12 protein-coding genes are annotated in these 13,426 nt (G+C 70.6%); 7 read left to right on the top strand and 5 right to left on the bottom strand.

Annotated features, from left to right (window positions below):
• Positions 1 to 651: 651 nt before the first annotated feature.
• The 3 genes from def to C8263_RS12000 are packed head-to-tail and all read left to right on the top strand — an operon-like array spanning position 652 to position 2,880.
• Positions 652 to 1,299, top strand: a complete 648-nt coding sequence (gene def, locus C8263_RS12010; RefSeq protein ID WP_199188390.1) for a peptide deformylase — start codon at positions 652 to 654, stop codon at positions 1,297 to 1,299.
• Complete coding sequence (gene fmt / locus C8263_RS12005) at positions 1,296 to 2,249, top strand: methionyl-tRNA formyltransferase (RefSeq protein WP_107138372.1); 954 nt, start codon at positions 1,296 to 1,298, stop codon at positions 2,247 to 2,249. The genes def and fmt overlap by 4 nt, the downstream gene beginning before the upstream one ends.
• 16 nt (positions 2,250 to 2,265) lie before the next feature.
• Entirely contained in the window at positions 2,266 to 2,880 is a 615-nt protein-coding gene (locus C8263_RS12000) for a hypothetical protein (protein ID WP_107138371.1), read from the top strand.
• A 332-nt stretch (positions 2,881 to 3,212) separates the two neighbouring features.
• Here the strand turns inward: C8263_RS12000 and C8263_RS11995 are convergent, their stop codons facing one another.
• Together C8263_RS11995 and C8263_RS11990 are read right to left on the bottom strand one after the other, a co-directional pair.
• The gene (locus tag C8263_RS11995; RefSeq protein WP_107138370.1) at positions 3,213 to 3,938 is read right to left on the bottom strand and encodes a monofunctional DNA glycosylase; all 726 of its coding nucleotides are present in this window, start codon (positions 3,936 to 3,938) and stop codon (positions 3,213 to 3,215) included.
• Positions 3,939 to 3,942: 4 nt separating this feature from the next.
• On the bottom strand, positions 3,943 to 4,131 hold the full coding sequence (locus tag C8263_RS11990; protein WP_107138369.1) for a hypothetical protein: 189 nt from the start codon (positions 4,129 to 4,131) through the stop codon (positions 3,943 to 3,945).
• Between the two features lie 164 nt (positions 4,132 to 4,295).
• Between C8263_RS11990 and C8263_RS11985 the strand changes: the two genes are divergently transcribed.
• Positions 4,296 to 5,108, top strand: coding sequence for a phospholipase A2 (locus C8263_RS11985; RefSeq protein WP_107138368.1), 813 nt, complete (start codon positions 4,296 to 4,298; stop codon positions 5,106 to 5,108).
• A gap of 392 nt (positions 5,109 to 5,500) precedes the next feature.
• On the opposite strand, the gene C8263_RS11980 is transcribed toward C8263_RS11985, so the two are convergent.
• Positions 5,501 to 7,672 (bottom strand): hypothetical protein, encoded by a 2,172-nt coding sequence (locus tag C8263_RS11980; RefSeq protein ID WP_107138367.1) that lies wholly within the window; start codon positions 7,670 to 7,672, stop codon positions 5,501 to 5,503.
• 237 nt (positions 7,673 to 7,909) lie between these two features.
• On the opposite strand from C8263_RS11980, the gene C8263_RS11975 reads away from it, so the two are divergent.
• The 3 genes from C8263_RS11975 (at position 7,910) to C8263_RS11965 (ending at position 11,478) form a co-directional block, all read left to right on the top strand.
• A complete protein-coding gene (locus C8263_RS11975) occupies positions 7,910 to 10,456 on the top strand; it encodes an AfsR/SARP family transcriptional regulator (RefSeq protein ID WP_107138366.1) in 2,547 nt (848 codons plus the stop codon).
• An 81-nt stretch (positions 10,457 to 10,537) separates the two neighbouring features.
• A complete protein-coding gene (locus C8263_RS11970) occupies positions 10,538 to 11,161 on the top strand; it encodes a hypothetical protein (protein ID WP_107138365.1) in 624 nt (207 codons plus the stop codon).
• Positions 11,158 to 11,478 (top strand): hypothetical protein, encoded by a 321-nt coding sequence (locus C8263_RS11965; RefSeq protein ID WP_107138364.1) that lies wholly within the window; start codon positions 11,158 to 11,160, stop codon positions 11,476 to 11,478. Before C8263_RS11970 ends, C8263_RS11965 begins: the two co-directional genes overlap by 4 nt.
• 3 nt (positions 11,479 to 11,481) lie before the next feature.
• Here C8263_RS11965 and C8263_RS11960 read toward each other — a convergent pair whose 3' ends face one another.
• Positions 11,482 to 11,802, bottom strand: a complete 321-nt coding sequence (locus C8263_RS11960) for a hypothetical protein (protein WP_107138363.1) — start codon at positions 11,800 to 11,802, stop codon at positions 11,482 to 11,484.
• Positions 11,803 to 11,898: 96 nt separating this feature from the next.
• Positions 11,899 to 13,293 carry a class II fumarate hydratase gene (gene fumC, locus C8263_RS11955; RefSeq protein WP_107138362.1) on the bottom strand — a complete coding sequence of 465 codons (1,395 nt, stop codon included), beginning with the start codon at positions 13,291 to 13,293 and terminating at the stop codon, positions 11,899 to 11,901.
• Between the last annotated feature and the right edge of the window lie 133 nt (positions 13,294 to 13,426).

The following is a 13,426-nucleotide window of genomic DNA, read 5'->3' as shown; positions in this document are numbered from 1 at the left end:
CCCACCTGTGCGCAGCCCTGCGCCGGCCTGGCCACCGCTGCTGCCCAGCCACCTCTAAGTACGTTGCACCTCACGTTACGACTTTGCAGGAGAGCACCGCAAAGTCTCCACTCCCGGTGCAACATACTTTTTTCGAGACTCGCTCCGCTCAGTTGATCTAAAGATCAACAGCGAGCTACTTAACTGTTCGGCCACGCGCAGCTGAGCCGAACTACTCCGGTCGTCGGGGTCCAGGGGGACGGCGGCACCGAAGCCTGCTGCCTGCCAGACAGGTTCTCCGCCTCAAAGCGCACGCGGCCCAGCCACGCCTTGCCGGACCGGGGTTCTGCGCAGCAGCGGTCCAGAACCCAGCCTCGGCGCCCGCCCATTCGGCGGCGGTGGCGACAGGAAAGGCGATCAGCGCGTGCAGGGGCAACCGGGGCGGCGATCAGGTCATCCAGCGTCAGCATGGACTGGGTGGCCGCCAGGCCGTCATGCTTCCATGAGCGTCCGTATCAGGGTTCGTGTGGGGAGAGTTCAGAGTTCAGCCGGCAGGCCTGCCAGGACCGGCGGGTGTGAGGGCCACTTCACTGTTTCCTGCCCCCTGGGCGCCCCTCGTCTGGCCTCTGCGGCCTCTTTTTCCGGTGGCGGCGTCTGGTAAAACAGAGCATTGTGACTGACGCTTCTTCCCCCCGCGTGTACCCGCTGCGCCTGTACGGCGACCCGGTGCTGCGCCGCAAGGCCAAGCCGCTGCAGCACACCGACCGGCTGACGGTGCCCGGCTTTTCCCCCCAGACGGTGCGGCAGGTGGCCGACACCATGCTGGAAACCATGTTTGAAGCCCGGGGCGTGGGGCTGGCCGCGCCCCAGATTGGCCTGCCGGTGCGCCTGTTTGTGGCCGTGGAGTACGAGGACGACGAGGAAGAGGGCGGCGACGAGCCCCTGAAGTCCCGGGTGCTGCGCGAGTACGTGATGCTCAACCCGGTGCTGCGCGTCACCGACAAGAAAAAGGACCGCTCGTACCAGGAAGGCTGCCTGAGCATTCCGGGCATCTACGAGGAAGGCGTGGCCCGCGCCCGCGCCGTGCAGGTGAGCTACACCGATCTGGACGGCGTGGCCCGCGTGCTGGAGGCCGACGATTATCTGGCGCGGGTGTTTCAGCACGAAACCGATCACCTGGACGGCGTGCTGTTTCTGGACCGCCTGCCCGCCGAGGTGACCGAGGACTACCGCAAGGAGCTCCTGGCGCTGCAACAGAAATCCAAGGCGTTTCTGAACCGGCTGGCGCAGGGCCCGCTGAGCGCCGGGGAAGGGCGTTGAGCCTCCGGCCCCGCGTGGCCTTTTTCGGCTCGCCCGCCTTTGCGCTGCCGGTGCTGGAGGCCATCCGCGCCCAGTTCGAGGTGGTGCTGGTGGTGGCCCAGCCCGACAAGCCCGTGGGCCGGGGCCTGAAGCTCACCCCGCCCCCGGTGGCCGCCCACGCCGCCGGGCTGGAGCTGCCACTGGCCCAGCCCCGGAAACTGCGGAACAACGCGGCCTTTGAAACGCAGCTGCGGGACTCGGGGGCAGATGTGGCGGTCACCTGCGCTTACGGCAAGCTGCTGCCGGGCTCCCTGCTGGCCGTGCCCCGCTTCGGGTTTCTGAACACCCACACCAGCCTGCTGCCCGCCTACCGGGGCGCGGCACCCATTCAGTGGGCCCTGATTCGCGGCGAGACCGTCACCGGCACGACCATCATGCAGACCGACGAGGGCATGGACACCGGCCCCGTCCTGCTGCAGGAGGCGCTGCCCATCGCCCCGCACTGGACGAGCGCAGAACTGGCGGACGCCCTGAGCACCCAGGCCGCGCGCCTGATCGTGCAGGCCCTGGCCGAACTGGGGCGCCTCTCCCCTGTCCCGCAGGACCACGCACAGGCCACCCACGCGCCCATGCTGGTCAAGGAAGACGGCTTTGTGCGCTGGGCCGACAGCGCCGGAGCCGTGGTGAACCGGTTCCGGGGCGTGGCGGCGTGGCCGCAGACCACCGCCTTTCTGGGCGGCGCGCGCCTGAAGCTGGGGGGGCTGCGGGTCCAGGAAGGCGGCCAGGGCCAGCCCGGCGAGGTGCTGCGCGTGGATGAAGGCGGCCTGACCGTGGCCTGCGGCGAGGGTGCCGTGACCGTGGCCACCGTGCAGCCCGAGGCCCGCAAGGCCCAGCCTGCCGCGCTGTGGGCCCAGGCGGCCGGGGTGCGGCCCGGCACCCGCTTTGACCTGTGGCAACCGGCTGGGCCCTGACCCCGTACCCTGGGGCGTGAGCCTTCAGTTTCCCCTGACCCTGACCTTCAAATTCAGTCTGCTGACCGAACTGCGGGTGACCGACGCCTCGGGCGCGCTGGCAGCAGTGGTCAAGGAAAAGACCTTCAGCGTGCGCGACGAGGTGCGCGTGTACGCCGATGAGGCCCGCACCCAGCAGACCCACGGCATCCGCGCCGAGGGCTTTCTGGCCGGCGCCCTGGACTGGAAGGCCCGGCGCCTGATTCGCCGCGTGGACGGCACACCTGTGGGCGCGCTGCAGGCCCAGGGCATGCGGACCCTGTGGGGCGCCGTATACGAACTGCTGGGCCCGGAAGGCGACCTGCGCTTTACCATTCGCGATGATCACCCCTGGCTGAACGTGCTGGAGGGCCTGATTGGAGCGATTCCCCTGATTGGTGACCTGATTGCCATGGGCTTTGACTATCTGGTGAACCCCACCTACACCGTCTCAGACGCCGCTGGGCAGCCCCGCTACCGCGTGCACAAGAAACGCAGCCTGTTCTCGCGCCGCTTCACTGTGGACACCCTGCGCCCCGACGACACCGGGGACAGCGAACTGGTGCTGCTGGGTCTGGTGCAGCTGGTGCTGCGCGAGCGGGAAAGGGGGTAAGGCGGTTGTGGGGAGTGGGTTGTCGGTTGTGGGAAAAGAAGAGGGCGAGTGGCTTCCATGCCCTCGGCTTTTTTCTCTGGACTTTTGAAAAGGAGAACCTTCTGGTTGGCACCAAGACCGCGAGCCCCCTTACCGCCCGGGTCCAGACGAGGCCGTCGTGCGCGCAGCGCGCGGGCCATTGCGGTGGGGCGGAAGATGGCGTCGGAGCCGGACACATGACCGGAGAGGGCAAGTCCGCCAACGTCAGTAAAAACTCTTGCCCAGTGCGAACGTCTGCTCCCCCTGCCCCTCCGGGGCTGGGGGGTGGGGCTCCCGTAGCAAACGCCCCCGCCTTACCCCTTCCAACTCGGCACCCGTTCCCCAAATACCGCAAACGCATCACACCGCGCCCGCAGCACACACACCCTGCATTTCGGGTGATGCCACGAACACACCCGCTGCCCATGCGTGAGCAGGTTGATGTGCAGCTCGTACAGAAAGGGCGGGTCCGGTGGCAGCAGCTTCAGCAGCGCCCTGTGCGCCGCCTGCTCGCCCATCTTGGGAATCGCCCCCACCCGGGTGGTGACGCGGTGCACATGGGTGTCCACCGGAAACACCGGGCGCGCGTAATTGAACAGCAGCACCAGACTGGCGGTCTTGACCCCCACCCCAGGCAGGTCGGTCAGCCAGCTCAGGGCGTCTTTCACCGGCAGCTCCCTCAGAAAATCCAGGTTGTAGCCGCCCGGTGAATCGCGGATGGCCACCAGGGTCTGCTGAATGCGCGGCGCCTTGCTCTCGGGGTAGTTGCTGCGGCGAATGGCGTGGGCCACCTGCTCGGTGGGAGCGGCAATAATGGCGTCCCAGTCGCCCAGGGTGCGCAGTTCCTGGTAGGCGGCGTCCTCGTCGCGCCAGTTCGTGCGCTGCGAGAGGATGGTGCTGATCAGTTCGTGCAGGGGGTCCCGGCGTGGAGAAAGTGGCTTCTCACCGTAGGCTTCCCGCACCTGCTCTTTCATCCAGACCAGCAGTTCGGCCCGCTCGTTCTCCGGGCGGGCCGCATTCAGGGTGGGCTCGGGCGTCATGGCCTCAGGAGCGGCCGGCGGCTTCGGGGGCCTCGCTGTCCTCAATCTCTTCGCGGCCACCCTCGGCGGGGCCAGACTTGGCGGCGGGGTCCACGTTGGGCGCCTGCCCCTGGCTTTCACCCTGGCCCTGCGGCGAGCCGCCCTCGGCGGGGGTCTGGTTGGCGGGGTCGTAGCTGGTCTTGGAGTCGGTCATGGGCCCAGCTTGCGCGCCGGGCCCCGGCGCCCACACAAGAGGGGAATAAAGGAAGGTTTACCCCGGGGGGCGTTCCCTGGACGTTCCCGGGCGGCGGGCCACACTGCCCCTGTCTGCGGGCCGACTCGCGGCAGCGAAGTTCACGCGGCCCGCACCGGAGACCCATGGCCGACCTGCTGTTCTTTCCCCGCCTTGCGGCGCAGACCGCACCCCTTCGCCGCGCCGCTGGCGCCCTCACGCTGGCGCTGAGCCTGGCTGCCTGCGGGGGCGCGGCGCCCCCAGAGACCGCTGCCCCGGCACCCACCTCCGCAGCACCAAGGGCGCCCACCGTACAGCCGCAGTTCATCGTTCCCGAGGACCCCAGCTGCGATCCCTTCGCCATTGAGTGCCCGGTGGATCCGGGCGGCGGGGGCACCTCGTTCTACCGCTACTGGACCCTGGCGCAGGTGGCCACCATTGACGCGCGGGCCGCCTTTGCCGTGAACCTGACCCGGGGCAGCGCCAGCGCGCTGGACCAGGCGCGCGCCCAGCACTACCCCGCGCAAAAGGCCCTGGTAGACCAGACCCCCACCGACTGGGCGGCGGTGCAGGCCCAGGCCACGCCCCACGCGGGCCTGAACTGGAGCCAGGACGGGTGCTCCACCACCACGCTGACCAACATCCTGACCCTGGGCATGACCGCGCTGTACAGCCAGACCTTTGGCCCGGCCTGCCGCCTGCACGACTTCGCCTACCGCAACATTCCCCGCCTGGCCAACGAGGCGCAGGTGGCCAGCGGCCAGCGCGATCAGGTGGACCACGTTTCGCTGCGCCGCGAGGTAGACGACCTGTTTCTCAGCAACATGCTGGACATCTGCGCTGGCAAGGCCTGGATCGTGCGCGGTTCGTGCAACAACTGGGCCAGGACCTTCGCCTCGGCGGTGCGGTCCTACGGTGGGTCGAGCTGGGCAGTCTGGAACTTCACCTGGGAAGAATAAGCAGCCCTGCCCGGCGGCCACAGGACCTCGTGTTCCGTGGCCGCCTTTGCTGTGGGCTCAGGTCGGGCAGCGGCGTTGCTGGGCCTGCGCGGGGTTCCAGACCGCCCTGCCCCAGCCCCCCCGCCGGCGCAGGCCGCAGCCCAGTGTCAGACAGAACGCCTGCGGGTTCTCGCCCACGTCGGTGTGCTCCCTGCACCGGGAGCCCGAAAAGGTGCGGCGGGAGCTGGGCACCACGGGGGCCCGCTGACCCCAGGGGACCCTGGCCCCCAGCTCCTTCCTTCCCTGCCCGCACCACACAGACGCCGCGCCCCAGCCGCCTGACCCCACAGACAACCGCCCCCGGCTCGCTGGGAACCGGGGGTGGGGCAACAGCTGGGTCGTTCGTCGGTGGCTTACCAGCGAATCGTGCCGCTGGCCTTGTTCACGGTGAAGCGGTAGACCTCCGCGGAGTGGCAGCTGGTGCAGCCGGTGCCGGCGGGATCGTACACCGTGCGCCCACCAGCGGTCACGGCCAGATCGATGTTGCGCCGGTAGCTGCCGAAAATGCCCGAGGAGCGGCGCGAGATGCTGCTGACGCGGATGATCGTGTCGCCCGTAGCGTTCAGGTCGTTCACGATGTTCAGGGTCCCGTTGCCGCCCAGATTGCCGATGCGGGTGACCGCGCCGCTGACCGGGTCAATCTTGTCCACCTCCACGTCGCCCGTCACGCTGGTGAAGTTCAGGTTCAGATCGGTGTAGGGCGTGCCGGGGTTGCTGGGACCGGGCTGGCCGCCGGTCCAGCAGGGCAGGGGGCGCTTCCAGTCCAGCACCTGCGCCTGCCACGTGCTGGAGGTGATCAGGGGAAAGGCCACCCCGGCATCGGCGCGCACGCCCACCGCCGGGCAGATCTCGAAGCTGGCGCCTTGGCCCACCACGACGGTGGCGCGGGCATCGGCCTCAGCGAAGGGCTTGGCATGCACGAACACCTGCGGGCCGCTGGTGGACGCGCTGTAGAGCGCCAGAATGCCCTTGGCCCCCACGTAGGCGTGGGCATGGCCGGTGCCGCTGACCGTGGCGGGCTGGCTGTTCACATTCGCGCTGTGCTGGCTGATGCCGCTCCAGCCGTTGCCCCGGTTGTATTCCACGCCGTAGCGGCCATTGAAGCTCTGCGAGACCTCGTAGCGCAGCGTGGCGCTGATCTGGCCGTTCGTGCCCACCGTGGGCACCAGAATGGGCGTGATCACCACCGGCACCGGCCCGATCATGAAGGTGATGGGCGAGAACACCACCTGCCACTGGCTCAGGTCCCTGGCCTCGTTCCAGCTGTACGAGCCCTTGGCTTCCACAACGGCGCGGGCCGACTGCGTGAGCTTCACCCCGGCGTCAAAGTGCCGCAGGCTGAACCAGCGGATGCTGACATTGATAAAGGCGTCGGCCTGGGCATTCAGCTGGCCGTCGAAGGTGGCGTAGTTGGTGCTTGGCACGCGGCTGCGCAGACCGCCCGCGGCGCCGTCGTCGCAGCTCAGGTCGCGTTGCGCGTGGTCGTAGAGGCAGAAAGGCGACCTGTTGAAGGTAAAGAGGCGGAAATCGCGCTGGGCGCCCAGGTTCCCCTGGCTCTGGGCCCGCTGCGCCCGGATCATCTCGCCGGACTTCTCGTAATCAATGTTGCCCTCGTCCAGCGCCACCGCCGCGTCCAGATCGCCGTCCTGAATGACCTCTTCCAGCGTGACCTCGCCGGTGTACACGGTGGTCGTCTCGCCCTGCACCTCAATGGCCTTCACGCGGCCCAGCAACCCGGCCGGGGCGGCCCCGGTGGGGCGGCTGGCCAGCACCATGCCTTCTTTCAGCGTGGCCAGCAGCGGGCTGTCGCTGCGGAACACCAGTTCGCGGCCGTCTTCAGAGGCTTTCAGGAGCCCGCTGCGGTCCTGGGCACCCAGCACCCGGGTGGTGTCGGGCACCACGGCGTCGGGGCGCACGCCGTCGGAATTCCAGGGGTTGGCATTCTGGTCGTCAATGGCCACCCAGAAGCGGCTCTCGGGGTTCAGGGCGCCGTTGGCATAGAAGCGCCAGCCGCCCTTCTGGCCGTCGGCCTGCCCATCATGGAATTCGGCCATGCGCCAGCCCTGCCCGAATTCGGTGGCGCACAGCAGATCGGCCACTGCGCGGGACGTCAGGGTGCTGCCGGCTACAGGTGGGGTCAGGCGCACCTCGCCGCCCGCCCAGCCGTTGTAGAAGTCCAGCTTCAGGCTCTCGGGGGCCGGGCGGCCATCGGCGTTCAGGCACAGCAGGGGCAGCTCGGCGGTGGCGGCCGTGTCGCCCTGGTAGGGGTTGGTGGCCTCGTCGGCGCCCACCCGCACCACGTCGCCCTCGGCGTCCAGCACCCGCCACGTCATGCCGCGCCACGCCTCGCTGACATTCAGGGTGCTGAGGTTGCGGGCCCGTCCGGCCGCCAGAGCCAGATCGGCAGGCTTCTGCAGGGCGGGGCCCGCGGCGGTCGCCGTGGCCGTGGGGGTGGGCGCCGGCTGGGACCCACAGGCGGCGAGCAGAAGGGACAGGGACAGGACGGGCAGGGACAGGTGTTTCATGGCAGGACCTCAGGGGGAAGGGGGGCGCAGAGCGGGGGGCGAACGGTGAAGGGGAAACCCAGGGGCCACCAGGGCGCCGGTTTCATGCCTTCAGCGTGGCCCGGGGGGGTGGAACGCTTAGGGAATCGTGGGAGCGCCGCCCAGGGAACGCCGCCCCGGGTGCGCGCAGGACACAGGCGCGCTGGGGCCCGCCCCTGACCCGGCCCAGACCGGGCGCGCGGTAGACTGCCCCCACCCATGACCCCCCTGCCCAGACGTTCGGCGGTGCCGCGCGCCGCGCGGTTCGAGCGGCCCCGCACCGGGCTGCTGCTGCAGCTGTCCGATACGGTGGACGTGCCGCTGATCGTGCTGGCGGCTCCGGCGGGGTACGGCAAGACCACGCTGCTGGCGCAGTACGCCCGCGCCACCCCGCGCCGCGTGGCGTGGTGCCGGGCCAGCGCCCAGGAGGGGCCCGCCACCCTCAGCGCCCGCCTCGCCTCGGGGCTGCCGGAACTCTCGGCCCTGCACAGCCCCGATCCGCGCACGCCGCCGGGCGCGCTGGCCGAGGGGCTGGCCGCTGGCCTGGACGCCCTGAACGAGGGCGTGGACCTGATCGTGGACAACGTGGACGACGACCCCCAGCGCGCCTGGCTGGCCGATCTGGCCGACCGGCTGGAAGAGGGGCACCGCCTGCTGCTCAGCACCTACAGCACCGCCGGCCTGCGCCTGGCCCGGCGGCTGGCCGAGGGCCGGGCCCTGGTGCTGGACGCCACCGACCTGGCCTTCAGTCCTGAAGAGAGCGCAGCGTACCTGAGCGAGCGCGGCAGCGCCGTGGCCGCACCTGAACTGGCCCACCTGGGCGGCTGGCCCGCCGGGCTGGCGCTCTCGGCCCACGGCGTAGCGCGCCACGCCAGCGCGGACGATCTGGTGCACGACGCCCTGGGCACCCTGCCGCCCCCGGTGCGCGCGCACCTGTGCGCCCTGGCCCCACTGGAGGTCTGGACCGAGGCCGGGGCCGCCGCGCTGGCCCCCGAGTTGTCGGCGGGCTGGCTGCAGGCGGTGCAGCGCGCGGGGCTGCCGGTCACGCCGCTGGGGGGCGGCGCCTACCGCCCGCACCGTCTGCTGACCGGCGCCCTGAACACCGAGCTGGGCCGTGACCCGGCGCGGGCGCGCGGGGCCCGCCGCGCCGCCGCTGAACAGACCGAGGCGCGCGGCGACGCCGAGCAGGCCGCCGCGCTGTATCTGGACGCCGGGGCCCCCGCAGAGGCCCTGCGGCTGGCCCAGACCCTGGTGCCGCTGTACCGCGACCGGGGCGAACACCGCCTGACCCGCGCGCTGCTGGAGCGTTTTGCCCCGGACCAGCTGAACCCGGCCCTGCGTGAGCGCCTGGCCTGGGCCCAGATTGAAACGGGCGCGGCGCCCAGCGGCGAGGCCACCCTGGAAGCCCTGCGCGGGGCGGGGGCCCTCAGCGCCTCGGGGCTGGCGTCGCTGGCCATGGTGCGTGGGCGCCAGGGCGACACCGCCGCGCAGTACGAACTGGCCCGGCAGGGGCTGGCCCTGGGCGGCCCGCCGGTGCCCGCGCTGTTCTGGCCGTTTGTACAGGCCGCGCTGCGCCTGGGCCACAGCGCCCAGGCCGAGCAGGCCGCCGAGGACTTCTGGGCGTGGGCGCGGGCAGGCGCCGACCCGGTGCGGCAGGCCGAGGCGTGGCAACTGCGCGCGCTGGTGTGGCGCCGCACCCGCCCCGCGCAGGAGGCCGCGCAGGCCCTGGCCCAGGCCCGCGCCGCCTACGAGGCGCTGGGCTGGCAGGGCCGGGCGGCGGCCGTGCACCTGGACGAACTGGACCTTTCAGTGCAGGGCGGGGCCGCCAGCGAGGTGCTGGCTGTGACGCTGGGCGCGCTGGAAGGGCGGCTGCCCGCCGGGGCCGCCGTGGCCCAGGTGCGCCGCCTGCGCCTGCTGGGCACCGTGCAGGGGCGCCTGGGCCAGAAAGACAGCGCCGAGGCCACGCTGCGCCGGGCGCTGCAGGCCGCGCAGGAAGCTGGCATAGACCCCCAGGGCAGCGGCCTGACCGGGGCCCTGGCCGAGGTGCTGCGGGACGCTGCGCGGCCGGCCCCCGCTCCCCAGGTGCCGGCGCCTGCCGCCGACCCTGCTCCCTACCGCCTGAGCCTGACCACGCTGGGCGACTGCCGCGCCGCCGTGAACGGGCAGCCGGTCAAGCTGGGGCTGGCCAAGGCGCGCGAACTGCTGGTGTGGCTGGCCCTGCACGGTTCGGGCTCGCGCGACGAACTGGTCACGGCGCTGTGGGACGGCTCGGCCGAGGAGCGGCACATTGAATACTTCCGGGTGACGGTGCGCCGCCTGCGCGCCGCGCTGCGCGAGCACCTGCCCGCTGGCCTGGACCCGCTGCCCTACGCCGATGGCCGCTACCGCCTGGACGGGGCCCTGACGGTGATGCTGGACCTGCAGGCACCTCCAGACCTGGGCGCCCTGAAGCCCTTCCTGCCGGGCGTAGACAGCGAATGGGTCGCCCATTACAGGCAGGCGCAGGCCCAGCGCGCGGTGGCGGCGCTGCTGGCCCAGGCGGCGGCCTCTGCCCCGCCCCAGGCGGCCCAGACCTGCCGCGCCCTGCTGGGCGCCGACCCCCTGCTGTGCCCCGCCCACGAGGGCCTGATTCTGGCTCTGCAGGCCCAGAGCGACGACGCAGCGGTTCGCCAGGCCCTGCACACCTACGCCCGGGTGCTGCGCGAGGAATACGGCGAGGGGCTCCCACCCGCCTTTCAGGCCCTGCTGCCACAGGCGGCGCGCTGAGCTTATTTCCCGGGTTCCCTCCCCCAGCGTTCCCTGATCGTTCCCTGGGCACGCGGCATCCTGCACCCCAGAGGACCCCCCATGACCCAGACCCTGCGTGCCCTGCTGCCCCTGACCCTCGCTGGCCTGCTCGCCTCCTGCGGCGGCGTGGCCCCTGTTCCCCAGCCTGCTGGCCTGCGCACCCTGAACGAGGACATCTGCCCGTCGTGCGGGCGCCCCAGCATCACGGTGCAGGCCGGCTGGGTGTGGCAGATCCCGCCGGCCGACCTGCTGGCGTCGGGCAGCGAGGGTCTGAACCCTGAGGCCGCCCCCGAGTGGGCCGCGCCACAGGCCGTGGCGGCCGAGGCGCGCAGCAGTGGCCGCACCCTGTGGGAGGTGAACCTGCAGCGAGCACCGCTGCTGGAAGAACTGCCCGTGACCTGTTTTGATCACGTCAGCAAAAACCGCCCGGCGCTGGTGCCGCCCCTCATCCTGTCCTCGCCGCCCTTTTCACCCGGCACGGCCCACAACGTCTGGACGGGCGGGCGCATTGCCTTTACCAAGCCTGTGCCGGCCGGGGCCGTGCAGACCGAGGCCCAGGGCCATGAACAGTGCACGGACGAGTTTGGCCCCGGGTGGCGCATGTTGCGCAGCGACCACGTGGCCGACCCCCTGCCTCTGGGCACCCAGGTGCTGACCCTGTGGGCCCTGCGCGACCAGCCATGAACCCCGCCCGCGCCCAGTGGCAGGCGCTGGCCCCCAGCGTGGGCGGCCTGCTGGACGAACTGCACGGCACCTTTGCCGCCCATGACCTCACGAGCACCTGGACCGCCGGGCAGCGCGCCCAGGCCCTGCATCTGGTGAACCAGTTGCGCCGCGCGTGGCAACGCGAGCATGTGGCGCTGGACGATCTGGCGGCCCTGGACGCCCTGACCGCTGGCCTGAACCTCCCCGCCACCGTGACCTGCCGCGCCCGGCTGGAAGGGGTGCAGGGCCACTTCCGGCGGGTGGCCGAAGCCACCTGCGAGGCGCTGGCGGAGTGAAGGTTACTCGCGTGGCCGCGTTTCCCAGCGAATCACCTCCAGCCAGTTGACCGCCACGTACACCGGCAAAAAGCTCAGGGCGAAAGACAACACCCAGCTCAGGCCAATCAGGAAGGGCAGCGCACCGCCGGGGGTCGACCGCCCCCCAGCGCTCAGGAACCACAGTCCCACGGGGAGCAGGCTCCAGAGGCTGGCCCCCAGCACGCCCAGCGCGGCGCGGAAGCCCAGGTCGCGCCGCCCCATCCACACGCCGTAGGCGAAGATGGCCCCGGCGGCCAGCAGGGCCACTTCAAAGCCAGCGCCTGTGTTGATGTTGGTGTTCATACCGTGACCTTACGCGGCCCGGCGGGCGCCCGTTGCCCAAAGTGACTGGGGGCCGCGCCCCCACAACAGGCGCGGCCCCCAGACCAGTGCTTCAGCTCAGCTGTGCGTCATGTCCAGCGGCACGACCCACTGCGTGAACTCGTCTTCGGTCACGTACCCCAGGGCCAGCGCGGCCTCTTTCAGGCTGCTGCCGTCCTTGTGCGCCTTCTTGGCAATGGCGGCGGCCTTGTCGTAGCCGATGTGCTTGTTCAGCGCCGTCACCTGCATCAGGTTGATGCCCAGGTTGTGCTCGATCTTCTCAAGGTTGGGTTCAATGCCCACGGCGCAGTTGTCGTTGAAGGCGAGGCTGGCGTCGGCAATCAGGCGAATGCTTTCCAGCACCGCGTGTACCATCACGGGCTTGAACACGTTCAGCTGAAAGTTGCCCTGCGAGCCGGCAAAGGCCACGGTGGCGTCGTTGCCGAACACGCGGGTGGCCACCATGGTCAGGGCCTCGCTCTGCGTGGGGTTCACCTTGCCGGGCATGATGGAGCTGCCGGGCTCGTTTTCCGGAATGGTGATCTCGCCAATGCCGTTGCGCGGCCCACTGGCCAGCCAGCGCACGTCGTTGGCCATCTTCATCAGGGCGCCGCTCAGGGTGCGCAGGGCCGCGCTGGTCTGCACCAGGGCGTCGTGGGCCGAGAGGGCCGCGAACTTGTTCTCGGCGCTGCGGAAGGGGTAACCGGTTTCCTCACGGTACTTCTGCGCCGCAAGGTCCCCGAACTGCGGGTGCGCGTTCAGGCCGGTGCCCACCGCCGTGCCGCCGATGGCGAGGTCGTACAGGCCCTGCTCGGCGTGTTTCACTTCCGCCAGCGCGTAGTCCAGCTGCGCCACCCAGCCGCCGATTTCCTGGCCCAGGGTGATGGGCGTGGCGTCCTGCAGGTGGGTGCGGCCCACCTTCACCAGCCCGGCGTGCTCCCTGGCCTTGGCGTCCAGCGTGGCCCGCAGCTGGCCCACGGCGCCGTACAGCCGCTCATTCAGTTCCAGTACCACGGCAATGTGCATGGCGGTGGGAAAGGTGTCGTTGCTGCTCTGGCCCCGGTTCACGTGGTCGTTGGGGTGCACAGGCTTTTTGCTGCCCATCTCGCCGCCCGCAATTTCAATGGCGCGGTTGGAAATCACCTCGTTGGCGTTCATGTTGCTCTGGGTGCCGCTGCCCGTCTGGAACACCACCAGGGGAAAGTGCTCGTCCAAGCGGCCCGCAATTACCTCATCGGCCGCCTGCACGATCAGATCGGCCACCTCGCGCGGCAGTTCGCCCAGCTCGGCATTGGCCTGCGCGGCGCCCTTTTTCAGAATGCCCAGGGCCCGGATGATCGGGCGGCCCCAGACAAACGTGTCGCGGCCAATGGGGAAATTGTGAATGGAGCGCTCGGTCTGCGCGCCCCAGTAGCGGCTGGCGTCCACATCCAGCGTGCCCATGGTGTCCGACTCTTTGCGGTAGGTCGTCATACAGGGCTGAGTGTACGGGGCGGGGGCTGTTACGGGTGGGGGAACGAGGGGCGGAAGGTGGACGGCCCCGGCTGTCCAGCGCCTCTTCACGCCCCAATTGTCGGGTGCATGTACAGTGACCTCAGGTGAGCAG

The sequence above is a fragment of the Deinococcus arcticus genome (genome assembly GCF_003028415.1).
Lineage (GTDB): Bacteria > Deinococcota > Deinococci > Deinococcales > Deinococcaceae > Deinococcus > Deinococcus arcticus.
Note: the sequence above shows the minus strand (reverse complement) of the source record. Positions and strands in the feature narration are given on the sequence as shown.

Excerpts from the sequence above, each read along its gene's own strand:
- C8263_RS11995 (WP_107138370.1), bottom strand. The coding sequence starts at position 3,938 with ATGACGCCCGAGCCCACCCTGAATGCGGCCCGCCCGGAGAACGAGCGG.
- C8263_RS11990 (WP_107138369.1), bottom strand. The coding sequence starts at position 4,131 with ATGACCGACTCCAAGACCAGCTACGACCCCGCCAACCAGACCCCCGCC.
- C8263_RS11985 (WP_107138368.1), top strand. The coding sequence starts at position 4,296 with ATGGCCGACCTGCTGTTCTTTCCCCGCCTTGCGGCGCAGACCGCACCC.
- C8263_RS11980 (WP_107138367.1), bottom strand. The coding sequence starts at position 7,672 with ATGAAACACCTGTCCCTGCCCGTCCTGTCCCTGTCCCTTCTGCTCGCC.
- C8263_RS11975 (WP_107138366.1), top strand. The coding sequence starts at position 7,910 with ATGACCCCCCTGCCCAGACGTTCGGCGGTGCCGCGCGCCGCGCGGTTC.
- C8263_RS11970 (WP_107138365.1), top strand. The coding sequence starts at position 10,538 with ATGACCCAGACCCTGCGTGCCCTGCTGCCCCTGACCCTCGCTGGCCTG.
- C8263_RS11965 (WP_107138364.1), top strand. The coding sequence starts at position 11,158 with ATGAACCCCGCCCGCGCCCAGTGGCAGGCGCTGGCCCCCAGCGTGGGC.
- C8263_RS11960 (WP_107138363.1), bottom strand. The coding sequence starts at position 11,802 with ATGAACACCAACATCAACACAGGCGCTGGCTTTGAAGTGGCCCTGCTG.
- fumC (WP_107138362.1), bottom strand. The coding sequence starts at position 13,293 with ATGACGACCTACCGCAAAGAGTCGGACACCATGGGCACGCTGGATGTG.